Consider the following 23,332-nt stretch of genomic DNA (forward strand, 5'->3'; position numbering starts at 1 on the left):
ACCTGGCCAAGTAGAGCCAGGTCCGAGTCCCGTTACGAGTCCCGTTACGACGCGGCCTTGAAGCCGCGCAGCCGCAGGCTGTTGCCGACGACGAAGACCGAGGAGAAGGCCATGGCCGCTCCGGCGATCATCGGGTTGAGCAGGCCGGCGGCGGCGAGGGGCAGGGCCGCGACGTTGTAGGCGAAGGCCCAGAAGAGGTTCGAGCGGATCGTGCCGAGGGTCTTGCGGGAGAGGCGGATCGCGTCCGCCGCCGCCCGCAGGTCGCCGCGTACGAGGGTGAGGTCGCCCGCCTCGATGGCGGCGTCCGTGCCCGTGCCCATGGCGAGCCCCAGGTCGGCCTGGGCGAGGGCGGCCGCGTCGTTGACGCCGTCGCCGACCATGGCCACCGAACGGCCCTCCGCCTGGAGGCGCTTGACCACCTCGACCTTGTCCTCCGGCATGACCTCGGCGATCACCTCGTCGATGCCGACCTCGGCGGCGACGGCCTCCGCGACCGCGCGGTTGTCGCCGGTGAGCAGGATCGGGGTCAGACCCAGCGCGCGCAGGCGGCGGATCGCCTCCGGGCTGGTCTCCTTGACCGCGTCCGCGACCTCCAGGACCGCGCGCGCCTCGCCGTCCCACGCCACGGCGATGGCCGTGCGGCCGGCCGCCTCCGCCGCCTCCTTCGCCCGCTTCAGCCCGGCGGGGAGGGCGAGGGACCACTCGGCGAGCAGCTGCTCGCGCCCGACCAGGACCGCGTGGCCCTCGACGATGCCCTGGACGCCGAGACCGGGGACGTTCGCGAAGTCCTCGGGCGCCGGGAGGGCGCCCACCTTGGCGGCGGCTCCGGCGGCGACCGCCTGGGCGATCGGGTGCTCGGAGGCGTGCTCCAGCGCGCCCGCCAGCCGCAGCACGTCCCGCTCGTCGGTGCCCTCGGCGGTGTGGGCGGCCAGGAGCGTCATCTTTCCGGTGGTCACGGTGCCGGTCTTGTCCAGGACGATGGTGTCCACCGTGCGGGTCGTCTCCAGGACCTCCGGGCCCTTGATGAGGATGCCGAGCTGGGCGCCCCGGCCCGTACCGACCAGCAGGGCCGTCGGGGTCGCGAGGCCCAGGGCGCACGGGCAGGCGATGATCAGTACGGCCACGGCGGCGGTGAAGGCGGCCGTGAGGCCGGCGCCGTTGCCGAGCCAGAAGCCGAGCGTGGCGAGCGCGAGACCGATGACGACCGGGACGAAGACCGCCGAGACGCGGTCGGCGAGGCGCTGCGCGGCGGCCTTGCCGTTCTGCGCGTCCTCCACGAGCCGGGCCATCCGCGCCAGCTGGGTGTCGGCGCCGACGCGCGTGGCCTCGACGACGAGCCGGCCGCCGGCGTTGATCGTCGCGCCCGTGACGGTGTCGCCGACGCCGACCTCGACCGGGACGGACTCGCCGGTCAGCATCGACGCGTCGACGGCGGAGGAGCCCTCCACGACCGTGCCGTCCGTGGCGATCTTCTCGCCGGGCCGGACCAGGAAGCGGTCGCCGACCTGGAGTTCGGCGGTCGGGATGAGGGTCTCGCGGCCGTCGCGCAGGACCGTGACCTCCTTCGCGCCCAGCTCCAGCAGGGCCTTCAGCGCCGCGCCCGCCCTGCGCTTGGAGCGGGCCTCGAAGTAGCGCCCGGCGAGGATGAAGGCGGTGACCCCGGCGGCGGCCTCCAGGTAGATGTTCCCGGCGCCGTCGCTGCGGGCGATGGTGAGCTCGAAGGCGTGGGTCATGCCGGGCGTCCCGGCCGTACCGAAGAACAGCGCCCACAGCGACCACAGGAACGCCGCCGACGTGCCGACGGAGATCAGCGTGTCCATCGTCGCCGCGCCGTGCCGCGCGTTCTTCCAGGCGGCGCGGTGGAAGGGCCAGGCGGCGTACGTGACGACGGGCGCGGCGAGGGTGAGCGAGAGCCACTGCCAGTACTCGATCTGGAGGGCCGGGACCATCGCCATCGCGATGACGGGGACGGAGAGGGCGACGGCCGTGAGCAGGCGCTGGCGCAGCGGGCGCAGCTCTTCCCCGTCTTCCGGCTCGGCCGGGCGGTTCGGTGCGTGGGCCGGCGGGGGCGGCGCCGGCTCGTGCGCGGTGTAGCCGGTGGCCTCGACGGTGGCGATGAGGTCCTGGACGGAGACGTCCTCGCCCCGGTAGGTGACCTTCGCCTTCTCGGTGGCGTAGTTGACGGTCGCCTCGACGCCGTCCATGCGGTTGAGCTTCTTCTCGATGCGGGCGGCGCAGGAGGCGCAGGTCATGCCGCCGATGGCGAGCTCGATGTGGGCCGTGGTCGTGGCCGTCGTCGTGGTGGGGGTGCTCATGCCGCTGCCGCTCCTTGTCGTGGGCCTACCTCGTGGAGAGATACCCCTGGGGGGTACTTGCTCTGCGACTCCATGTATACCGGGGGCGGGTATGGGTCCGCAAGTGTCGTCGCACCTTGACTTCATACCCCCAGGGGGTATCTAGTGGGTGGTGTCACGCAGGTCTCGGACCCGTACCAAGGAGTCGGTCATGCACACCGGAGTGAAGATCACCGCCTTCGCGGCGGCACTCGCCGCGACGTTCGGCACGGCGTACGGCGTCGGCAAGGGCGTCGACCCGGTCGTCGGCCCGGTCGTCGCGCCCGCCGCCCATGGGGGACACGCGGCGGCCCCCGACGCCGCAGCGGCGGCGTCCGGGCCCGGCGGGCTCCAGGTCTCCGAAGCCGGGTACACCCTCGCCCTGGAGCCGTCGGCGCTCACCGCGGGCGCGCCCGGCGAGCTGCGCTTCGCGATCACGGACGCGCACGGCCGCAAGGTCACCGCGTACGAGCGCGAACACGGCAAGGAGCTCCACCTCATCCTCGCCTCGCGCGACCTGACCGTGTACCGGCACCTCCACCCGGCGCGCGGGGCCGACGGCACCTGGTCGGCGCCGGTCGAGCTGCCGAAGGCCGGCGACTACCGCGCCTTCGCCGACTTCACGCCCGCGGGGCCCGCCGGGGCCAAGGGCCTCACCCTCGGGGCGGACCTCGCGGTCGCGGGGGCGTACCGCCCGGCGGCGCTCCCCGCGCCGAGCCGGGTCGCCGAGGTCGACGGCTACCGCGTCGAGCTGCGCGGGACCCCCGTACCGGGGCGCCCGAGCGAGCTGACGCTGCGCGTCACCCGGGACGGCGCGCCGGTGACGGACCTCCAGCCCTACCTGGGTGCGTACGGGCACCTCGTCGCGCTGCGCGCCGGGGACCTCGCATACCTCCACGTCCACCCGCACGAGGGGCCGGCCGGGCCGGAGGTGTCGTTCACGGCGACGGCGCCGAGCTCGGGCGCGTACCGCCTCTTCCTCGACTTCCGGCACGAGGGGAAAGTCCGTACGGCTGCTTTCACCGTGCACGCGCATTAGGCTGGTCAATGGACTAGACCTGTCTGCCGGAGCATCGAGGAATGGAGTCCCAGTGAGCGTGAGCAACCGTGCACTCCTGGAGGTGATCGCGCTCGACGCGGACGACGCGATCGCCGCCCAGGCGGGCGGGGCGGACCGCCTCGAACTGGTCACCGACATGGCCGCGGACGGGCTCACCCCGTCCCGCGAGACCTACGGCCGCATCCGCGCCGCCGTGGACATCCCGCTGCGCGTGATGCTGCGCCTCGCGGACGGCTTCGCGGCGGGCGACGTCGACGCGCTGGTGCGGGTGGCGCGCGAGATGCGCGCGGAGGGCGCGGACGAGTTCGTCCTGGGCTTCCTGGACGCCGCCGGGCACGTGGACCTCGTCACCGTCGAACGGCTGGTCGCGGAGCTGGAGGGATGCCGGTGGACCTTCCACCGCGCGCTCGACCGGGCCGCCGACCGCGACGCCGCGCGCAAGCAGCTCGCGGACCTGCCGGGCCTCGACACCTACCTGACCGCCGGCTCGGCGGCGGGCGTCGACGAGGGCCTGCCGACGCTGCTCGCCGAAGCGGCGGCGGCCCGGCGCGACGAGCCCGGGTACGCGCCGACGCTCCTGGTGGGCGGGGGCCTGCGGCTGGAGCACGTACCGGAGCTGCTGGTCGGCGGGGTGACGGGCTTTCACATTGGCGGGGCGGCGCGACCGGCGGGGTGGTCGGGCCCGGTGTCGCCGACGGCGGTACGGGAGTGGCGTGCGGCGCTGGACGCGGGGGCGTAAGGGGCTTCCGGCTCCGGGGATCGCCCGGGGGCTGGGCCCCCGGACGGCCGGGTGGCCCGGTCAGTCCGCCAACTGCTCCGGCAGCTCCGCCGCGTGCACCACCGTCAGGCCCGAGACCGCACGGGTCAGGGAGACGTATAGGCGGCGCAGGCCCGTGCGCTCGTCGGGTTCGGCGTCGACGATGGCCGAGGGCTCGTCGAGGACGACGTAGTCGTACTCGAGGCCCTTCGCCAGCGAGGCCGGGACCAGGGTGAGGCGGGAGTCGGGGGTGGTCTCCTCGCCGGGGGCGAGGCAGGAGAGGCCCGCCTCGGCGAGGGCGCGGGCCAGCGGTTCGAGGCGGGCGTCCGCCGCGATGAGGCCGACCGAGCCCTCGTGCTCCAGGGCGGAGAGGCACGCCGACACGACCGCCGGCGTCGCGTCCGGCACGCGCCGGATCTCCAGGGAGCCCGGCGCCTCACGGACCGACCGGACCTCCGCGAGGCCCGGCGCGATGTGCGGCAGGAGCCGTGACGCGTACGCGATCACCTCGCGGGGCACGCGGAAGCCGGCCGTCAGCTCCTCCACCGCGGCGTCGGGTTTCCCGAGGTGCCGCAGGGCGTCCGCCCAGCTCGCCGTCGCCCACGGCGTCGTGCCCTGCGCGAGGTCGCCGAGGACCGTCGCGGAGCCCGTCGTGCAGCGGCGCCCGACCGCGCGGTACTGCATGGGCGACAGGTCCTGGGCCTCGTCGAGCACCACGTGGCCCAGGGAGTGCGTGCGCTCCACGAGGTCGGCGGCCTCGTCGACGAGGACCGCGTCCGCCGCCGACCACTGCGCGGACTTCACCGAACGCGGCGGCTTCGGCCACAGGACGGCCTTCTGCTCCTCGGCGGACAGCAGCCCGTCCGCGTGCGCGGCGAGGAAGTCCGCGTCGGACAGCAGCCGGTGCACGAGCTTCGCCGGCTCGACGACCGGCCACACCTCCTTGACCGCGGCCTTGACGGCGGCGTTGCGCGCCACCGCGTTCTGCACGCGGTCGTCGGGGGCCTCGCCGGCCTGTTCCATCCGGACCAGCACCGCGTGCGCGATCCGCTGCGGGAGGGCCTCGCGGGCCGCGCCGTAACGGATGTCGCGGTCGAGCAGCTCCCGCACCATCTCCTCGAGTTCGTACGCGGGGACGCGCCAGCGCCGGGAGCCCCGTACGACCATCAGCGGCTCCGTCGGCAGCGTGACGTGCGCGTACAGTGCCCGCCGCAGCACCTCCGCCATCCGGGCGTCGCCCTTCACCACGGCGGCCGCGGCGTCGTCGGCGCCCCGCACCTCCACGCGCGTGCCGACCAGGTCGTCGACGGTCGTCTGCCGCACCTCCAGCTCGCCGAGCGCGGGCAGCACCTGCTCGATGTAGTGGAGGAAGGAGCGGTTCGGGCCGATGACGAGCGTCCCCGTACGGGCGAGCCGCTCCCGGTGCGCGTACAGCAGGTACGCCACCCGGTGCAGACCGACCGCCGTCTTGCCCGTCCCCGGACCGCCCTGCACGCACACCGTGCCGCCGAGCCCGGACCGCACGATCTCGTCCTGCTCCGGCTGGATCGTCGCCACGATGTCCCGCATCGGGCCGACGCGCGGGCGCTCGATCTCCGCCTGGAGCAGCTTCGACGTGCGCTCGGCCTCGTCGGGGTCGGAGAGGTGCTCGTCCTCGTACGCCGTGAGCTCGCCGCCCGTGTAACCGAAGCGGCGCCGCAGCGCCACGTCCTGCGGGTCCTTCTTCGACGCCCGGTAGAACGGCTGCGACACCGGCGCACGCCAGTCGACGACCATCGGGTCGCCGTCCCCGTCGTGGACGTGCCGCCGCCCGATGTAGAAGCGCTGCCCCTCCTGGGTGCCGGGCAGGTAGTCCAGCCGCCCGAAGAACAGCGGGGTGTGCGCGAGGTCCGCCAGCGCCTTGATGCGCTGCTCGATCTGCGCCTCCAGGACGGCGGCGTTGACCCAGTTCGCGGTCACGTCGGTGATGTCGAGCGCCTCGACGTCCTCGCGCATGGCGCGCAGGGCGGCGCGGGAGGCGGCGAGGTGGGCCCGTTCGCGGGCGAGCGGGTCGGGGGAGTCGGGCGGGGCGGTGGGCATGGCGGAGCCTCCGTCGGTCGTACGGGTGGGTCGGCGGGGCCGTCCGGTTGCCGACCGGACGGAGGCGCTCCACGAAGGGGAGGCGGGCAAGGCGGAGGAGTCTAACCACCGGCGGGGCGGCCCTCCACCGAATTACGAGCCGCCCAGCCGCTGGCCGTCCTACGACCCGTAGGGGATGCCGGGCGATGCCCTATGCCTGGAGTCGTACGCGGGCGGCGGCCCGGTTCGCTCTGCGGACCGATGTGCCGCCCGCGCAGGGGAAGGATCCTGGACGCATGACCACCATCACGTACGTCCAAGACGTCCCCGGCCGCCTCGGCAACGCCCTGCGCGCGATCAGGGTCTTCGCCGCGGCGGCTTTCGAGATCGTCCTCCTCGGCGCGTACGCCGAGGGGGCGGAAGCGGCGGGCGTCAGGCGTCGCTGAGGTCGGCGTCCGGGTCCACGTCGCCCGCGTCCCGGCTCCGCAGCAGCTCGTCGGAGTCGACGATCCGGTACGCGTAGCCCTGCTCCGCGAGGAACCGCTGCCGGTGGGCCGCGAAGTCCTGGTCGACGGTGTCCCGGGCGACCACCGAGTAGAAGGTGGCCTTGTGCCCGTCGGCCTTCGGCCGCAGCACCCGGCCCAGGCGCTGTGCCTCCTCCTGGCGGGAGCCGAAGGTGCCGGACACCTGGATGGCGACCGTCGCCTCCGGCAGGTCGATGGAGAAGTTCGCGACCTTCGACACCACCAGCACGCTCAGCTCGCCGTTCCGGAACGCGTCGAAGAGCTTCTCGCGCTGCGCGTTCGACGTCTCGCCCTTGATGACCGGCGCGTCCAGGTGCTCGCCCAGCTCGTCCAGCTGGTCGATGTACTGGCCGATGACCAGCGTCTGCTGGCCCCGGTGCTTCTCGACCAGCGCCTCCGTCACCTTCCGCTTCGTCGCCGTCGTCGCGCAGAAGCGGTACTTCTCCTCCGTCTCGGCGGTCGCGTACGCCAGCCGCTCCGCGTCGGTGAGGTTGACGCGCACCTCGACGCAGTCGGCGGGCGCGATGTAGCCCTGCGCCTCGATCTCCTTCCACGGCGCGTCGAACCGCTTGGGCCCGATCAGCGAGAAGACGTCCGACTCGCGCCCGTCCTCGCGTACGAGGGTCGCCGTCAGACCGAGGCGGCGGCGCGCCTGGAGGTCGGCGGTGAACTTGAACACGGGCGCGGGCAGCAGGTGCACCTCGTCGTAGACGATCAGGCCCCAGTCGCGGGAGTCGAAGAGCTCCAGGTGGGGGTAGATGCCCTTCCGCTTCGTCGTCAGCACCTGGTACGTGGCGATGGTGACCGGCCGGATCTCCTTGCGGGTCCCGCTGTACTCGCCGATCTCGTCCTCGGTGAGGGAGGTCCGCTTCACCAGCTCGTGCTTCCACTGGCGCGCCGAGACCGTGTTCGTGACCAGGATCAGGGTCGTCGCCTTGGCCTGCGCCATGGCCCCGGCCCCGACGAGCGTCTTGCCCGCGCCGCACGGCAGCACGACGACACCCGAGCCGCCGTGCCAGAAGCCCTCGACGGCCTGCTTCTGGTACGGGCGCAGCGCCCAGCCGTTCTCGTCCAGGTCGATGCGGTGCGCCTCGCCGTCCACGTAACCGGCGTGGTCCTCGGCGGGCCACCCCAGCTTCAGCAGCGTCTGCTTGATCTGCCCGCGCTCGGAGGGGTGCACGGCGACCGTGTCGGGGTCGATGCGGTCCCCGACCAGCGGCTGGACCTTCTTGGACCGGAGGATCTCCTCCAGGACCGGACGGTCGGTGGTGGTCAGCACGAGCCCGTGCGTGGGGTGCTTGACCAGCGTCAGCCGCCCGTAGCGGGCCATCGTCTCGGCGACGTCCACGAGCAGCGCGTGCGGCACGGGGTAGCGGGAGTACTCGACGAGCGCGTCCACGACCTGCTCGGCGTCGTGCCCGGCGGCCCGGGCGTTCCACAGGCCGAGCGGCGTGACGCGGTAGGTGTGGATGTGCTCGGGGGCCCGCTCCAGCTCCGCGAACGGCGCGATGGCACGGCGGCAGGCGTCGGCCTGCTCGTGGTCGACTTCGAGCAGGAGTGTCTTGTCGCTCTGGACGATCAGTGGTCCGTTCACGTACGTACATCCCTTCGCACGGGCCAAACATCCAGTGTGCCTCATGCGGGAGCGATCACTTCTGGCCCTGGGGGAGGCGCAGGCCGGCTCCGATCCGCCTGCGTACCCGATCGGCAAGATCAAGCGCGTCGGTGGCCCCCTCCGTGTCACCGGTTTGGTGGTACATCTCGGCGGCGACCTCCAGGTTCTCCAGAGCCTCGGTGTTGTGGCCCTGCTGGAGCAGGGTGACCGCGAGCCCGGTGAACTCGGCGGCCAGAGCATGATCGTCCTTGCTCTCGAGAAATGCCTCCAAAGCGAGGGTGTGCAGCCGCACGGCCTTCCTCCCCTTGCCCTGTTCCCTGCGTATGACGGCCATGTTCCCCAGGACCATCGCCTCGCCACGGCGGTCCCTCAGGCGTCGGAAGGTGTCCAGTGCCTCCTGCTGCGCGGTGAGGGCCGCATCGAAATCTCCGACGGCGGTCAGCGTGCCGGCGAAGTTGGACAGCTCGACCGCCCGCTCATGGGGGAGGAGCAGGCCGTCGGGCATGTCCAGGGCGTGCCTGTGCAGCTTCAGGGCCTGCTTGGCCTTGCCTGCGCTACGTGTCACCTTGGCGAGGCTGCCCAGAGTCTGGGAGTAGAGACGCAGGTCGCCCTGTCTCCGGAAGGTCTTCACGGCCTTGCGCAGGGCCTGGGACGCCTCCTCCACACGGCCCAGCTCGATCAGCGTCTCCCCTGTGTTGCTGAGGGCCTGGGCTGCTCCGCGCCGGTCACTGGCGCGCTTGAACAACTGCGCGGCTTCGGTGTGGGCCGCCACGGCTTCCTCGAACCTGCGCTGCTCGTGGAGCGAGAGGCCGAGGTTGTTCAGCGCGGAGGCCAGGACCCGCCGCTTCTTCAGCCTTCGGCCGATCTTGATGGCCTTGGAGTGCGCGCGGACGGATGCGCGCAGCTTGCGCATGTCTCGCAGCACGACACCAAGGGAGCTCAGCAGGGAGGCCTCGCCGAAACCGTCCTCGCGCCGCCGGCTCGACCGGATGCCCGCCGTCAGGACCAGCCGGGCGTCCTCCAGGTAGCGCATTTCCACCAGGAAGGTGGAGATGGGCATCGCCAGGGCCGCGCACATCAGATCGTCATCGGCACGGTGAGCCCATAGGGCGGCCACGACCAGGCTGTGCCGCTCTGCCTCCAGCCATCGCAGTGCGGCGGCACGATCGGGGAAGGCGGACGTGGCCGTGGGGCTCGGTGCCGAGGAAGCGAAGAGCCTTTCACATGCCAGCGTGCTCCTCTCGTGGAAGTGGATGAGCAGCCGCACAAGGCCTTCGCCCCCGGAGTCGTCGCTTTCGAGGAGCTGCGCGTGGGAGTAGAGGCGTACGAGATCGTGCTGCCGCCAGCGGCCGTAGGGCTCTCGCGACTCGACCAGATGCCGGCGGGCCAAGGCCTGCAAGAGCCGGTCGGTCACCCCGGCGTCCTCGCCGTACAGCTGGGCAGCGGCCTCGGTGGAGAAGTCCGGCCCAGGGCTCAGCGACACCAGCCGGAAGAGGCTGGCCTGTTCTTCGGTGAGTCTCCGGTAGGAGAGCTCGAACGCTGCGGTCACGGCTCGCTCCTCCCGGCTCAGCAAGGGAAGCAGGGAGTGCGCGTCCTGGAGGTCCCGCCGGAGGTGGGACAGAGGCCGGCTCGGTACGTCCACGAGGAGGGACGCCAGGATGCGCAGGGCCAGAGGCAGACCGCCGCACAGTCCGACGAGCCGGTCTGCCTCGCCTGCCTCGGCCGCGACTCGCGCGTCCTCGGGCAGAGCCGCATGGAGGGCACCGTCCAGCAGCTCCCGGCCGTCCTCGGTGGGCAGCTCGCGCAGGGTCAGCGTCAGGGCGTCGAGTTCCGCCAGGGAGTGGCGGGAGGTGAGCAAAGTGGCCGTGTCCGGGTCGCTCGGCAGGAGCAGGCGGATCCTGTCGGTCGGAGGTACGTCGTCCAGGACGACCAGGACCCGCCGACCGGCGCCGGCGAGTGCGACCAGCGCGGAGCGGTAGATACGGGCGCGATCCTCGATCCCGGGCGGAATGTGTTCCGGGGGGATCCCGAGCGCCCGCAGCATGGTGCCGAGTGCCCGTTTCGGTGAGACCCTGCGCGCCGCCGCATCATGGCCATGCAGATCTACGTGGAGGACCCCACCAGGGAACCAGCCCTCTTCCCGCAACGCGCGGTGTGCGGCCTGGAGAACGAGCTCCGTCTTGCCCATCCCTGCGAGCCCGGCCACCGCCACGGCGGCAGCGGCCGTCTTGTCGGCCGAGTCCGGGGCCAGCGCCGCGAGGATGCGGTCCAGCTCGGTCCGGCGCCCCGAGAAGCCCGGCGACTGCCGGGGGAGTCCGGCGAGAGCGGGGTCGGGGCGGTCCGGGAGCGTCAGGTTGACGGTCCGCCCCTGGACCACGAAGCCGAAAAAGACTCCCCCGCTGATGTGGTTCTCGGTTGTCTCGCTCATTCCGAGGCCTGCCGGTGGCGAGCGACGGCCCTGCCGAAGGCGAGCACCTCGGCGGTGGTGAACGTACTCCTGTTCTCCTCGGTGACCACGTACCCGACCTCGCGCCAGGCGTGGAGGAACGCGGGGTCGATGCCCATGTCGGCCGCCCGCTCCGCCATGTCCAGCAGCACGCCGTCGAAGTGCTCCTTGGTGACGGGAGTGGGTTCGTCGGCGTCGGGGTCGAAGAACAACGGGTCGCCCGGCCCCGGGTCGCGGCCGAACTTCTCCCGGAAGGCCTTCAGCTGGCCCTTCATGGCCTTCTTCATCTTCTGCGCGTGCGGGCTGTCGGGCGAGACGCGGATCACGGAACTGCCGTCCGCGTTCCAGAGGCGCTCGACGGGCTGGTCGAACCGGCGGTGCGTGGCCGCCGTCCCCCCGGACTTCTTGCGGATCTTGTGCAGCACCGCCTCGCGTACGGCCTCACGGCGCTCGGCCCATCGCTCGTCCGCCTCGTCCTGCACGTCGTCCGTGCCGTCGGTGCTGTCGGCCGCCTCTTCCAGCAGGGCGGCACTCTCGCGGGCGGCGGACCCCAGGCGCATTCTGGCGAGCGTGCCCGCCCAGTCCAGGAGGTCCGGGGTGATCTCCTTCTCCCGTGTGGACACCTCGGTCATGCCCAGCTCGAACGCCAGGCGCGGCAGAGCGAGACCCGGAGAACCGGTCCACAGCAGGGCTTCCGAGGGGATCGGCTCGGTGAACGCGGGTACGGCGAGGAGATGCCCGAGAGTCTCGGCGACGGACAACTCCCGCTCGGGGGCGACCAGGAGAATGTCGAGCACCGGCACCAGCGGCGACGCCTCGTCCAGGGACAGGGCCCACGCCCAGGCGTGCGCACCCATATCCTCCAGAAGCTCACCGGGCTTCGCCAGGAGCGCCGTGTACAAGGCAGGCAGCAGCAGTCCGGATTCCTTCTTCACCGGCAACCCGGCGTCGTGGAACCGGCGCAGTCCGTCGCGGAGGATCACCAGAGGCGTGTCCTCGCCCCACCACTGCTTCCCGGCGTCCTTCCAGAACCGCTTGACCTGCTCCTTCGCGTCCGCCGGCGGGTCGGGGAGCGGCAGATGGAGAGAGGGACCAAGGACCGCGCGGGATCCCTGGAGGGCCGCCTCGGGCAGCAGCCGCCGGGGCAGGCGGCGCTGGTCGAGCCCGGCCGCTTCGAGTCGGCCTGCGAGCGCCAGCATCAGATGCCCGTCGTCCACCGGGAGCCCCAGCTCCTCGCTCGCCGCGACAGCCTCGCGGACGAAGCGCTGGATGCCCTTGCCGTGCACGGTGCCGCGCAGGAGGCGCAGCCACGCCTCACGCGCGTTGGCGAACTGGAACTCGTTCTCGACGTTCTTGGGCCAGATCGTTCCCAGGAACAAGGCGTCCAGGGGATCGATCTCCTGGTACCAGTGTGGATCGGTCCCTTCCTGCTGCGCGTGTCCCAGGGCCGCGTACCCCCACGCGTAGGCCCCGGCCAGGCTGAGGTTCCCCGGTTGGTTCGACCGCATCAGCCGCCCGAGCGCCTCCTCGCCGAGCGCCTGCGGGTCTCCGTTACGGTCCACGGCTCCGGGTGAACTCGGCGACGCCTCCCGCCGTGCCCGCTCTCCCCGCTTTTTCCTCGATGCCTTGCCCATGTGCCCCTCCCAGGCACAGAGGATGACGCATTGAACCGGACTCGACCCCGGTATCCCGGAAACCCGTTGAGTACGGGCGCTGTGACGGATGAGTACGGGCGCGGGTGGGGCGGACGGGGCCGGGGCGGTGGGATGGAGTCATGCGATCAGCCCAGCGCAACCAGCCGAAGCCGAACCCCTTCCCGCCGCACCTGCTCCCCGTCGTGCCGGTCCCTCCGCCGCCGCGCGCTCCGTACGACCGGCACTGGTGGGTGCCGCCGCTGGCGTCCACGGTGCTCGCCGTGGTGCTGCTGGTCGTGTGCTCGGCTCCACTGCGGGAGGACGGGGAGTGGAACCCCTTCGCCGTCGGCTACCTGGTGCCGCTGGGGATGGTGGCGAGGAGCTGGTTCCTCGACCGGACCACGGCCGGGCGGGGAGCGCGGATCGGGCTGGGCGCGGCCGGGTGCCTGATCACCGCGACGTACGTGATGTTCCTGACCCCCCTGGCGCTGATCGTCTTCTTCGTCATGCTGCTCACGGGCAACGTGACGGCGTGAGCGGTCAGAGCATGATGCTCTGGATCAGGGGGCCCTCGATCTGGAGGTCGCTCAGCGGGCCGCTGATCGGCGGGAGGACCGTGCCGACGGCGACGGTGAGGGTGAGGGTGAGGAAGACGGTCACGGCCGTCAGGGTGAGGGTGAGGCGGCGGATCACGGCGGGTCCTTTCACCGGGGACAGCGGGGACAGCGGACGGGCCCGCACCGGGATGGAGTCGGTGGGGCCCGGCCGCACGGGTCGGGGTGGTCAGACGACGCCGAGGGCGCTCGCGAAGTCGATGGTGATCGCGGCGGCGGGGGCGGAGAGGGCGGAGAGGAAGGCGGCGGTGGTGAGCAGGACCGTGGTGACGCGACGCATAGGACTACCTCTTTTTCCTTGGTGCCTGATTCCCGTGATGGCTGGGGCATGTGACCGGGAACGCCCCCTGGCTGCCCGTGCCACGCCGAGGGGATGCGGCAAGTCCCCCGGGGGTGCGGATTCGCTCACCCCGGAGTGGTAATCCGACCAGCGCGGCGCATGATCGCCGCCGGGCCGCTCAAACGGTCAGAGCTGGTCGTCCGCCACTTCCGCCACACCCGTGATGCGGTGCAACGGGTACGTGCGGACTTCGTCCGCCGTGTGGTCGTACGCCGTGACGAAGCCGCCCTCGACCCGCACCGGGGCGATGACGCGCTGGCTGGCGGCGCCGTCGGCGTTGACGTAACCGATCCAGACGGCGGAGCCGGTGAGGGCGGCGGCCTGGACGGTGGCGAGGGTCTCGGCGGCGGACGTGCGGGGCAGCTTGCCGCCGCGCCGCTCCTGGTCGCCGTCCTGGTCCCCGGTGTCCTTGCGCACCACCGACGACGCCTGGTCCCCGGCGCGGATGGCCCGTACGGCCGCGCCGAGCAGGGTGGCGTCCGGCACCGGGGGGCCGTCCGGGACGGGGGCCGGAGGTGTCCGGGGCGGGGTGCGGCGGGCGTGGGCGCGGGTGACCAGCACGTCTCCCTCCGCCGACTCGGCGGCCGGCGCGAAGCCCATGGACCGCAGGCCCTCCAGCAGCGCCGCCGGATCGGCCTGCGCGGCCAGCACGGTGGGCGCGAGGCGCCGCAGCCGCAGGGACGCCGACCGCTTGTCGGCGAGGATCTCGCCGAGGACGGCGTCGTCGTCGCAGCGCACGTACGCAGAGGCGGCGCCGACGCGCAGGTGGCCGTGGCGGCGGGCGACGTCGTCGATGAGGTACGCGAGCGGCTGCGGCACCGGCGTGCGGGAGTGCGCGGCGAGGAAGGCGTGCAGGTCGGCCGCCGCCTGCCCGGAGTCCAGCGCGCGGCGCACGGAGGCGGGCGTGAAGCGGTACACGGTGGCGCCGCCCTTGGACTCGACGTCCGCGACCACGGCGAGCATCTCGGCGAGCGGCCGCTGGAGGGGCCCGGGGGCCACGGCGGTCAGGTCCGCCTGGAGCAGCACGTGGTCGACGGGCTCGGGCAGCAGCGGCGCGAGCAGCGCGGCGGCCCGCACGGCCCCGGCGGCGGCCTCCGCGACGGACGTCCCGCCCTCCGCGACGGGCATCCCGCCCTCCGCCGCACCTCGCGACTCGGGAGACGGGGCCTCGGGCAGCAGCGCGCGGCCGTGCGTGGACAGCGCGCCCCGGCCCGTCACGCCCAGCGTCTCCGCCTCCGCCAGGGTCCACCGCGCGAGGCGGGCGCGCAGGTCCGACCCGGACGTGGCGGCACCGCGCAGCGGGCGTTCCCAGCGCAGGCGGGCCAGCAGGGTGTCCGCGTCCGGGGACGCCCCGGCCGGGAGCTCCGCCAGCAGCGCCAGGACCCGGCGGCGCACCTCCGGGGCCGCGCCCCGGTCCAGGTCGGGGCCGAGCGCCGAGAGCGTACGGCCCTTGGCGTCCTGGCCGCCGACCAGGCCCGGCGTGCGGGTCGCGGGCAGCCACGCCGCCAGCAGCCGCCCCCAGCGCTCCGGGGACGGCAGCTCCAGCCACTCGTCGAACGCGGGCGTCGGCGCGTACCGTTCGTCCGCCTCGCCGTCGGAGGCGATGAGCCCGGCCGCGTACGCGAGCTCCACCCAGAAGGCGGCCACCGGCTCCGACACGTCCAGCGCGACGGCCGTCCGCTTCAGGTCCCGTACCGAGAGGCCGCCCGCGCGCAGCACGGCCGGACCGCCTTCGTTCCACTCCTTCAGCAGCTCCTCTACGGTCGCCAGCGCCGTGTACGCCTGGCCCGCCGCCGTGTTGTCCACAACCTGTGGACGGTGTTCGACGGCCGGCGCGACCACCGGCGGCACCGGCTCCGGCGTCCGGTGCGCCCGACCCCCGCGCAGATGCAGCGCCGCCTCGCGCGGCAGCACCACCGTGCGCGCGGTCGCCGGCAGCAGCAGCCCGCGCTCCCGCAGCCACCGCACCGGTGGCGCCGGGTGCGGCGTGACCTCGCCGTACGGCGGCCCCCACACCAGGCGGTCCAGCACCGCCAGCGCCTCCATCGGAGCCGTGTCCAGCAGCGCCCCCATCCGGTCCCGGTCGGTGAACAACGCCGTCAACGCCGCCACCGCGGACACCGGATCGTGTGTCGTCGGCAGGCCGGCCGCCGCGAGGATCTCCTGGAGCCGCCCCGGGGACATCCCCGCCGTCGCCTCCGCGACCGTCGGGCCGAGCCCGGTGGGCGACGCGTGCTGCGACGACGGCGCGAGCAACTCCCGCGCCGTGCGCACCAGTCGCAGCCGCTCGTCGTCGCCCCACACCAGCGCCTGGGCGCGCAGCACCCCGACCGCGCCCGGCAGCGCCGCCTCGACGGCGGGATCGCCCTCGTCGCCCGCCATGAGGGCGAGCAGGACGGAGTACGGCGCCGGGTCCGGCGCCACCGCCAGCGCCTCCGCCGTCTGCAGCGCGAACCGGTCCAGCCGCTCCAGCGCGCGGACGACCGAGGCGCGCGTACCGGCGCGCGTGGCGAGCTGGGTCAGGTCGTTCGGTACGGGCACGAGCAGATCCGGCCGAGCGCGCAGCAGCACGGCCAGACCCTCGTCACCGCGCGCGCGGAGCGCCTCCGCGAGGGTGCGCGGAGCCGCCGTGACGCCCTTGCCTTCGTTGCCATCGGTCCCCATCCGCACCACGTTAGCCCCTGCGCGCACGCTAACGTCGGGACGTGGGGATCGAGAGCGACCAACTGGTCTTCGACTACCTGAGCCGGGTCGGTGACCTGGCCCAGCGGCAACAGCTGCCCTCCCAGGCGCGGATGAGGCTCGTGGCGTCGCTGCGCGGCGAGATCGAGCAGCGGCGGGCGAAGAGCGACGGCCCGGAGGCGGTGCGGCGGATTCTGACGCGCCTCGGCACGCCGGACGAGGTGGTGGCGGCGGCGTCCTCGGGGCAGCTGTCGGTGCCGCCGCAGCGGACGGCGGCCGCGCCGGAGCCTTCGGGGAGTCCGCACCTGGCGGGCATGGACGAGGTCGGGTCCGGCGACGTCCAGCCGGACTGGTGGCGCGTGGAGGACGTGCCGGCGGGCTTCCACGGCGGGGTCGAGATCCCGGAGATGCTGAAGCCCCCGCCCGCCGAGGCCCCTGGGGCTCCGGAGGCGCCAGATGCTCACGGGGCCACTGAGACCACGGAAGCCCCCGCGAAGGGCCGCCGCTTCCCGCGCCTGCGCCGCCGTACGCCCCCGGCAGCGGCACCCGCCCCCGAGGCCGTACCGGCGCCCGCGCCCGCACCGGCCCGACTCCGCAACCCGTTCCTGCTGCTCGCCGCCGTGCTCCTCCTCGCGGGCGCGGCCCTCGGCTCCTGGTACCCGCTCGCGGGCGGCTGGCTCCTCGCGTACGGCTCGCGCCGCCTGAGCCGTACGGAGGCGAAGTGGGCGGTCATGGGACTGCCGGGCGTGGTCGCGGCGGGCGCGGTGGTGTGGCTGTGGGGGCGGACGGAGCGCCGCTGGGGCGATCCGATCGCGCAGGGGGCGATGGCGGAGGCCGTGTCGGAGACGTGGCCCTGGGTGGTGCGGGGCGCGGCCCTCGCGTCGGCCCTCTTCCTGATCTGGCGCTCCCGCCGCGCCTGACCCGGCCCCGCGCGCCGGGTGGCCGGAAGCAGCCGCCCGGCACAATGGCCCCCATGCCCTCAGACGCGCACGCCCCGCTCACCGTCGGCTTCGACCTCGACATGACGCTGATCGACTCCCGTCCCGGCATCCACGCCGCCTACCGGGCGCTCTCCGCCGAGACCGGCGTGTGGATAGACGCCGACCTGGCCGTCACCCGCCTCGGGCCGCCGCTCGAACAGGAGCTGGCGCACTGGTTCCCGGCCGACCGGATCCAGGAGATGGGGGACCGCTACCGCGCGCTCTACCCCGCGTACGCGATCGAGCCGACGCGCGCGATGCCGGGCGCGAGGGATGCGATTCAAGCCGTTCGCGCGGCGGGCGGCCGGGCCGTCGTCGTGACCGCCAAGCACGAGCCGAACGCCAAGCTCCACCTCTCCCACCTCGGCATCGAGCCCGACGCGGTCGTCGGCTGGCTGTGGGCCGAGGCCAAGGCGGAGGCGCTGCGCGAACACGGCGCGAGCGTGTACGTCGGCGACCACACCGGCGACGTGCGCGGCGCGCGCACGGCGGGTGCGCTCGCCGTCTCCGTACCCACCGGTCCCTGCGACGCCGAGGAGCTGCGGGCGGTCGGCGCGGACGTCGTCCTGGACGACCTGACGGCGTTTCCTGCCTGGTGGGAGGCTTACAGGGCGGGCTTGGCCGCCGAGTCCGCGGCCGACCTCGCCTGACGGCGCTGCGCCGCGATCGAGCACAGCACCCCTGCCGCGGCGAGGGCGAACCCGACGCCCATCAGCATGCACACGGCGTACGCGACGGGCGGGAACGGGTCCGTGCCCAGGAAGAGGGGCGCCACCGTGACCAGGGTGGCGATGGCGCCGACGATGAAGACGATGCCGCCGGTGCGGACGAGGCCGTCACCGGGGGCGGCGCTGCTCGCAGGGGTTTCACTACGCATTCGGCCAGGGTAGTTCCCCGGCCGGAGGAACAAACCAGAGACGTCTTGTCACCCTGCCCAGGACCATTAGCCTTGGTCATGGCGGGTCGAGCGACCCGCTGTAGTGCTATCCAGAGCCATTTCGTGGCGTCAGACATCGAGTACGAGGACGAGGACAGACGTGCCTACCGGCAAGGTCAAGTGGTTCAACAGCGAGAAGGGCTTCGGCTTTCTCTCCCGCGACGACGGCGGCGACGTCTTCGTGCACTCGTCGGTGCTCCCTGCCGGGGTGGACGCCCTCAAGCCCGGCCAGCGCGTGGAATTCGGCGTCGTCGCAGGTCAGCGCGGTGACCAGGCGCTTTCGGTGATCGTCCTGGACCCGACCCCGTCGGTCGCGGCCGCGCAGCGTCGCAAGCCGGACGAGCTGGCGTCCATCGTCCAGGACCTGACGACGCTCCTGGAGAACATCACCCCGATGCTGGAGCGGGGCCGCTACCCCGACAAGGTCCACGGCAAGAAGATCGCGGGCCTGCTGCGGGCGGTCGCCGACCAACTCGACGTCTGAGCTTTTCCGCGGCCCTCGCACCGCTTCGCGGGCTTCGGGCCGCTGCGCCGGCCTCCGGCCGTCGACGTGGGGTGAAGGTCAGACGAACGTGAGCGCGTCCGGGCCGAGGGGCGGCACCAGCCCCTCGGCCGCCGCGCGGGTGAGCAGGCCCCGCACCGCCGCGTAGCCGTCCTCGCCGAGGCCGGCCGTGAACTCGTTGACGTACAGGCCGATGTGCTGATCGGCCACCGCCGGGTCCATCTCCTGGGCGTGCTCGAGTACGTACGCACGCGACGCCCCGGGGTCGTCCCAGGCCATCCGGACCGAGGCCCGCGCCGACTCGGCGAGCAGCTCCAGGGTCTCCGCGCCCAGGGAGCGCTTGGCGATGATCGCGCCCAGCGGGATGGGCAGGCCCGTCGTGGACTCCCAGTGCTCGCCCATGTCGGCGAGGCGGTGGAGACCGTAGTTCTGGTACGTGAAGCGGGCCTCGTGGATGACGAGCCCCGCGTCGACCTTGCCGTCCCGCACGGCCGGCATGATCTCGTGGAACGGCATCACCACGACCTCGCCGACCCCGCCGGGGACGACGTCCGCCGCCCAGAGGCGGAACAGCAGGTACGCCGTCGAGCGCTCGCTCGGCACCGCGACCGTCTTGCCCGCGAGGTCCGTCCCCGGCTCACGCGTGAGCACCAGCGGGCCGCAGCCCCGGCCCAGCGCGCCGCCGCACGGCAGCAGGGCGTACTCCTCCAGCACCCACGGCAGCACCGCGTACGACACCTTCAGGACGTCGAGCTCGCCGCGCTCGGCCATGCCGTTGGTGACGTCGATGTCGGCGAAGGTCACGTCCAGCGGGGGCGCGCCCGGGACGAGGCCGTGGGCCCAGGCGTGGAAGACGAAGGTGTCGTTCGGGCAGGGCGAATACGCGATCCTCACAGGTCCTCCAGGAAGACAGTGGTGCCGAGCAGTTCGAACGCGTACCGCAGGGAGTCCATCGCCCGGCCGATCTGCCAGGCGGCGCGGTCGCGCGGGCCGACGGTGTTGGAGACGGCGCGGAGCTCGACGACGGGCACGCCGTGCGCGGCGGCCGCCTCGGCGACGCCGAAGCCCTCCATGGCCTCCGCGCCGGCCCCCGGGTGGCGGGCGGCCAGCTCGGCGGTGCGCTCGGCGGTGCCGGTCACCGTCGACACGGTGAGGACGGGCGCGACGACGTGCCGCTGCCCGCCCGCGCGCAGGGCGGCGGCCATGCGCGCGGTCAGCCCGGCGGGCGGCAGATGCGTGGAGCGGCCGAAGCCGAGCTCGTCGAGGGTGAGGTAGCCGTCGGGCGTGTCGGCCCCCAGGTCGGCGGCGACGATCGCGTCGGAGACGACGACGGCCCCGAGTGGCGCGTGCGGCGCGAAGCCGCCGCCGATTCCGGCGGAGACGACGAGGTCGTACGCGTACGGGGCCGAGGCCAGGGCGCTGGTGGCCCCCACGGCGGCGGCCGCGGGCCCGACCCCGGCGGCCACGACGTCCACGGCGGCGTCAGCGGAGGCCGCGGGTGAGCCTCCGGGCGCCGGGACGCCGTACAGGCCGCCCCGCCGCCAAGGGGACACCGCGTGGCCCGACGGCAGGCGGCGCGGCGGGCCCGCCGGGGCGAAGCCCGCCAGGCCGCGGGTGACGGCCTCGGCCTCGGCCGGGACCGCCGTCACGACGAGGACGCGCAACGTCAGGACGTGGCCTTCTTCAGCTCGAAGTGCCAGATGCCCGTCAGCTTCTTGCCGGTCGTCTCGACGATGCTGATCTGCGCGGTGTTGGACATCTCGCCGGTCTGGCTCGACAGGAAGGCGTTCGCCGGAATCGTCCGGTACGTCTTCTTGAAGGGCTCCTGCTCGGCCTGCTGGCCGCCGATGAAGAGCGTCCAGCCGTTCTCGGCGATCTCCGGGTCCACGCCGAAGCGGATCCGGTCGTCCAGAGCGACCTCGATGGTCTTGCCGGACTTCTTGTCCAGGCACTTCTGGATCTCCGACTCCTTGATCGGCTTCCCGTCGTTGTAGCAGGTCGCCTCGGCGTGCACGGAGTCGGACCCGACCGTCACGGTCGCGAGCGGGGTCGGCTTTTCGCCGCAGGCGGAGAGGACGAGGAGTCCCGCGGAGACGGCACCGAGAGCGACGCCGGCCCGGCGGGCCCTACCGGAAATGAACGCAACGGTCATGGCTCGAAGGCTATACGCCACCCCGCATCACGCCACGCGGGGGTGCGGCGTGCCGCCGTGCCGGGCGGCCGAGAGCAGGCCCCGCACCGTGATCAGCGCCCCGGCCGCGAGGATCGCCGCGGCGACGGACATGCCCAGGGAGCCGTTCAGCGGCAGGGCGATGCCGATGGCGCCGCCCACCACCCACGCCATCTGCAGCAGCGTCTCGGACCGGGCGAACGCCGAGGTCCGCACCACCTCGGGCACGTCCCGCTGGATCATCGCGTCGAGCGACAGCTTCGACAGGGCCTGCGACAGGCCGGCGATCGCGCCGAGGACCGCCACCGCCACGCCGCCGAAGAAGACCGCGGCGACGATCGCCGCCGACAGTGCGAGCGTCAGCATGGTGGCGACGATCACTTCGGGCGCGCGGGCCCGCAGCCACGCGCCGATCGCGGTGCCGCAGGCGTTGCCGACCCCGGCCGCGACGCCGACGATGCCGAGCGAGACGGCCGCGCTCTGCCCGGACAGCGGGTGCTCGCGCAGCAGGAAGGCGAGGAAGAAGATCAGGAAGCCGGAGAGGGCGCGGTGCGCGGCGTTCGCCTGGAGGCCGTGCAGGACGGACGGCCCGACCGTGCGCAGGCTGGGCTTGCGCTCCCCGTGGGTCAAAATGTGCGCCTTGCGCTCGCCGCGCGCCGAGTCCACCTTGTGCGGCATCGACATCGCCAGGAACGTTCCTCCGACGAAGAGCACGCACGCCCCGTACAGCGGCCACTGCGGACCGATGAACTGGAGCCCGGCGCCGATGGGCGCGGCGACACCCGTCGCCAGCAGGCCCGCCAGCGTGACGCGCGAGTTCGCCTTCACGAGCGAGAAGCCCGGTGGGAGGAGCCGTGGGACGACGGCGCTGCGGACGACTCCGTACGCCTTCGAGGCCACGAGCACGCCGAGCGCCGCCGGATAGAGCTCCAGGTCGCCGGTGGCGACCGCGCCGGAGATGGCGAGGGCGAGCACCACGCGGGTGAGCATCGCGCCCGCCATGGCGGCGCGGCGGCCGTGCGGGATGCGGTCGAGGAGCGGGCCGATGACGGGGGCGAGGAGCGTGAAGGGCGCCATGGTGATGGCGAGGTACAGCGCGACGCGGCCGCGGGCCTCGTCGGTCGGCACGGAGAAGAAGACGGTGGAGGCGAGCGCGACGGTGATCATGACGTCACCGGCGCCGTTGAGCGCGTGCAGCTCGATCAGCTTGCCGAGGCCCGATTCGCCCGCGCCCTGCGCGTGCGTGGCCCGGCGGATGCCGCGCGCGGTGCCCGTGAAGGGCAGGTGCATGGCACGGCCGATCCGCCCGGCCGCCCGGCGGAGCGGCCCGGCACCGTCGGACGCGTCGGAGGACGACCTCGCGGCTGCCACCCCGTCATAGTGCCCCACGTGCCACATCGATGAACCGGTATGACGGCTACTTGGGGCGGGCAGGTGGGCGGCGGGCGGCGGAGGGGGTAGCGTGCGTAGCGCGCCACCGGCGGCTGTTCTCGGCCGCGCGCCTCTTCGGCATCCCGCAGAATGGATGACGATAGGTGTGCCCGGGAAACGGAAACGTCGGGCGCGGACGTCGATGCGGTCCTCCGGTCCGCTCCGCCCGCTGCCCAACATCGCGACTCGGCCGGCGCATCTGTGAGACGGCGTAGGAGAGAAGCGAGACCTGTGAGTGCTGCGACGACGCGAAGCCGTACTGCGCGTACCCCCGCCCCGGACCGGCTGTGCGCGGAGGCGGTAGACCTCGCCAGGGAGGCGGCCGAGGAGGTCGCCGCCCCGGGCGTCGTCGGGGAGCACGCCGGCGTGGTCGCGGAAGGTGACCGGGTCGTCACGCACTTCTTCGAAAGTCATGAACCCGGTTACCGCGGCTGGCGGTGGGCCGTCACGGTCACCCGCGCCTCCCGCGCCAAGAACGTCACCCTCGACGAGGTGGCGCTGCTGCCGGGCTCGGACGCCCTCCTCGCCCCCGAGTGGGTGCCGTGGAGCGAGCGCCTGCGGCCCGGGGACCTCGGGCCCGGCGACCTGCTGCCCACGGAGCAGGACGACCTGCGCCTGGAGCCCGGCTACACCGGCGAGGACGAGCCGCCGCCGAACTCCCCGGTCTCCGAGGAGGTCGCGGAGCTGGCCGCCGCCGAGGACGCCGATTTCGTCTCCCGTACGCCCTCGCGGGGCGCCATCGCGGCCGTCGCCGAGGAGCTCGGCATGCGCCGGGCGCGCGTGCTGTCGCGGTACGGGCTCCACGTCGCGGCCGACCGCTGGGAGGAGTCCTTCGGGGCGAAGACCCCGATGGCCCAGGCCGCTCCCGCCTCCTGTGCGAGCTGCGGCTTCCTGGTGCCGCTGGGCGGTTCGCTGCGGCTGGCGTTCGGCGTCTGCGCCAACGAGTTCTCCCCGGCCGACGGGCGCGTGGTGTCCCTCGGGTACGGCTGCGGCGGGCACTCCGAGGCCGCGGTCATGCCGAAGCCGCCGCGCCCCGCGCCGCCGGTCCTCGACTCGATGGGCGCCGACGCCTTCCCGCTGCGCCCGGCCCACGACCAGGGCTCCGTCCCGGCGACCTCGCCGGACGCCGCCTCGGAGGACCTGGGCCACAGCTAGAGGCCGAGGCCAAGAGGATTCCCCTCGCTCTCACGCGGTACCTTCGGGCCCCGTACAGGCACAGTCCACGAGAGCGGAGCACGACGTGAGCGTG

General features: G+C 73.4%; 20 protein-coding genes. 8 read left to right on the top strand and 12 right to left on the bottom strand.

All coding sequences use genetic code 11. The features are described 5' to 3' along the window. Nucleotides 1–44: 44 nt before the first annotated feature. Nucleotides 45–2,315: a heavy metal translocating P-type ATPase gene (locus ACIRNI_RS07075; RefSeq protein WP_403549048.1), complete on the bottom strand. Its 2,271-nt coding sequence runs from the start codon at nucleotides 2,313–2,315 to the stop codon at nucleotides 45–47. Nucleotides 2,316–2,505: 190 nt separating this feature from the next. Between ACIRNI_RS07075 and ACIRNI_RS07080 the strand changes: the two genes are divergently transcribed. Both ACIRNI_RS07080 and ACIRNI_RS07085 read left to right on the top strand, forming a co-directional pair. Next, on the top strand, nucleotides 2,506–3,372 hold the full coding sequence (locus ACIRNI_RS07080; protein ID WP_403549050.1) for a hypothetical protein: 867 nt from the start codon (nucleotides 2,506–2,508) through the stop codon (nucleotides 3,370–3,372). Nucleotides 3,373–3,430: 58 nt separating this feature from the next. Next, nucleotides 3,431–4,132 carry a copper homeostasis protein CutC gene (locus ACIRNI_RS07085; RefSeq protein ID WP_403549051.1) on the top strand — a complete coding sequence of 234 codons (702 nt, stop codon included), beginning with the start codon at nucleotides 3,431–3,433 and terminating at the stop codon, nucleotides 4,130–4,132. 60 nt (nucleotides 4,133–4,192) lie between these two features. Here ACIRNI_RS07085 and ACIRNI_RS07090 read toward each other — a convergent pair whose 3' ends face one another. Then, nucleotides 4,193–6,229: a HelD family protein gene (locus ACIRNI_RS07090; RefSeq protein ID WP_403549053.1), complete on the bottom strand. Its 2,037-nt coding sequence runs from the start codon at nucleotides 6,227–6,229 to the stop codon at nucleotides 4,193–4,195. A 275-nt stretch (nucleotides 6,230–6,504) separates the two neighbouring features. Here ACIRNI_RS07090 and ACIRNI_RS07095 point away from each other — a divergent pair, with 275 nt between their 5' ends. Further along, nucleotides 6,505–6,654, top strand: coding sequence for a hypothetical protein (locus ACIRNI_RS07095; protein ID WP_403549055.1), 150 nt, complete (start codon nucleotides 6,505–6,507; stop codon nucleotides 6,652–6,654). Here ACIRNI_RS07095 and ACIRNI_RS07100 read toward each other — a convergent pair. The 3 genes from ACIRNI_RS07100 to ACIRNI_RS07110 are packed head-to-tail and all read right to left on the bottom strand — an operon-like array spanning nucleotide 6,641 to nucleotide 12,355. Beyond that, nucleotides 6,641–8,326 (bottom strand): DNA repair helicase XPB, encoded by a 1,686-nt coding sequence (locus tag ACIRNI_RS07100; protein WP_403549057.1) that lies wholly within the window; start codon nucleotides 8,324–8,326, stop codon nucleotides 6,641–6,643. The two genes, ACIRNI_RS07095 and ACIRNI_RS07100, sit on opposite strands and share 14 nt — an antisense overlap. A gap of 55 nt (nucleotides 8,327–8,381) precedes the next feature. Beyond that, nucleotides 8,382–10,775, bottom strand: a complete 2,394-nt coding sequence (locus ACIRNI_RS07105; protein ID WP_403549059.1) for a tetratricopeptide repeat protein — start codon at nucleotides 10,773–10,775, stop codon at nucleotides 8,382–8,384. Then, nucleotides 10,772–12,355: a hypothetical protein gene (locus ACIRNI_RS07110; protein ID WP_403549061.1), complete on the bottom strand. Its 1,584-nt coding sequence runs from the start codon at nucleotides 12,353–12,355 to the stop codon at nucleotides 10,772–10,774. The genes ACIRNI_RS07105 and ACIRNI_RS07110 overlap by 4 nt, the downstream gene beginning before the upstream one ends. 212 nt (nucleotides 12,356–12,567) lie before the next feature. Between ACIRNI_RS07110 and ACIRNI_RS07115 the strand changes: the two genes are divergently transcribed. After that, nucleotides 12,568–12,963, top strand: coding sequence for a hypothetical protein (locus ACIRNI_RS07115; RefSeq protein WP_403549062.1), 396 nt, complete (start codon nucleotides 12,568–12,570; stop codon nucleotides 12,961–12,963). Between the two features lie 4 nt (nucleotides 12,964–12,967). Here the strand turns inward: ACIRNI_RS07115 and ACIRNI_RS07120 are convergent, their stop codons facing one another. Beyond that, nucleotides 12,968–13,120, bottom strand: a complete 153-nt coding sequence (locus ACIRNI_RS07120) for a hypothetical protein (protein ID WP_403549064.1) — start codon at nucleotides 13,118–13,120, stop codon at nucleotides 12,968–12,970. A 387-nt stretch (nucleotides 13,121–13,507) separates the two neighbouring features. Continuing rightward, entirely contained in the window at nucleotides 13,508–16,045 is a 2,538-nt protein-coding gene (locus ACIRNI_RS07125; RefSeq protein WP_403549066.1) for a helicase C-terminal domain-containing protein, read from the bottom strand. A gap of 41 nt (nucleotides 16,046–16,086) precedes the next feature. On the opposite strand from ACIRNI_RS07125, the gene ACIRNI_RS07130 reads away from it, so the two are divergent. Then, a complete protein-coding gene (locus tag ACIRNI_RS07130; protein WP_403549068.1) occupies nucleotides 16,087–16,983 on the top strand; it encodes a hypothetical protein in 897 nt (298 codons plus the stop codon). 44 nt (nucleotides 16,984–17,027) lie between these two features. Then, nucleotides 17,028–17,693, top strand: a complete 666-nt coding sequence (locus tag ACIRNI_RS07135) for an HAD family hydrolase (protein WP_403549070.1) — start codon at nucleotides 17,028–17,030, stop codon at nucleotides 17,691–17,693. On the opposite strand, the gene ACIRNI_RS07140 is transcribed toward ACIRNI_RS07135, so the two are convergent. Beyond that, nucleotides 17,648–17,920, bottom strand: coding sequence for a hypothetical protein (locus ACIRNI_RS07140; RefSeq protein WP_403549071.1), 273 nt, complete (start codon nucleotides 17,918–17,920; stop codon nucleotides 17,648–17,650). The two genes, ACIRNI_RS07135 and ACIRNI_RS07140, sit on opposite strands and share 46 nt — an antisense overlap. Nucleotides 17,921–18,080: 160 nt before the next feature. Between ACIRNI_RS07140 and ACIRNI_RS07145 the strand changes: the two genes are divergently transcribed. After that, nucleotides 18,081–18,464, top strand: a complete 384-nt coding sequence (locus tag ACIRNI_RS07145; protein ID WP_355355507.1) for a cold-shock protein — start codon at nucleotides 18,081–18,083, stop codon at nucleotides 18,462–18,464. Between the two features lie 78 nt (nucleotides 18,465–18,542). Here the strand turns inward: ACIRNI_RS07145 and ACIRNI_RS07150 are convergent, their stop codons facing one another. Genes ACIRNI_RS07150 through ACIRNI_RS07165 form a run of 4 tightly spaced genes read right to left on the bottom strand, consistent with a single transcriptional unit; the run spans nucleotide 18,543 to nucleotide 22,050 of the window. Further along, entirely contained in the window at nucleotides 18,543–19,370 is an 828-nt protein-coding gene (locus tag ACIRNI_RS07150; RefSeq protein WP_403549861.1) for a 1,4-dihydroxy-6-naphthoate synthase, read from the bottom strand. A gap of 2 nt (nucleotides 19,371–19,372) precedes the next feature. After that, the gene (locus tag ACIRNI_RS07155; RefSeq protein WP_403549073.1) at nucleotides 19,373–20,146 is read right to left on the bottom strand and encodes a futalosine hydrolase; all 774 of its coding nucleotides are present in this window, start codon (nucleotides 20,144–20,146) and stop codon (nucleotides 19,373–19,375) included. A 2-nt stretch (nucleotides 20,147–20,148) separates the two neighbouring features. Then, nucleotides 20,149–20,634 (bottom strand): DUF2771 domain-containing protein, encoded by a 486-nt coding sequence (locus ACIRNI_RS07160; RefSeq protein WP_355355503.1) that lies wholly within the window; start codon nucleotides 20,632–20,634, stop codon nucleotides 20,149–20,151. Between the two features lie 27 nt (nucleotides 20,635–20,661). Next, nucleotides 20,662–22,050, bottom strand: a complete 1,389-nt coding sequence (locus ACIRNI_RS07165; RefSeq protein ID WP_403549075.1) for an MFS transporter — start codon at nucleotides 22,048–22,050, stop codon at nucleotides 20,662–20,664. A gap of 264 nt (nucleotides 22,051–22,314) precedes the next feature. On the opposite strand from ACIRNI_RS07165, the gene ACIRNI_RS07170 reads away from it, so the two are divergent. Then, nucleotides 22,315–23,238: a DUF3027 domain-containing protein gene (locus tag ACIRNI_RS07170; protein WP_403549077.1), complete on the top strand. Its 924-nt coding sequence runs from the start codon at nucleotides 22,315–22,317 to the stop codon at nucleotides 23,236–23,238. Nucleotides 23,239–23,332 lie beyond the last annotated feature (94 nt).

Origin of the sequence: Streptomyces sp. NPDC093546, from assembly GCF_044765045.1 — a bacterium.
Lineage (GTDB): Bacteria > Actinomycetota > Actinomycetes > Streptomycetales > Streptomycetaceae > Streptomyces.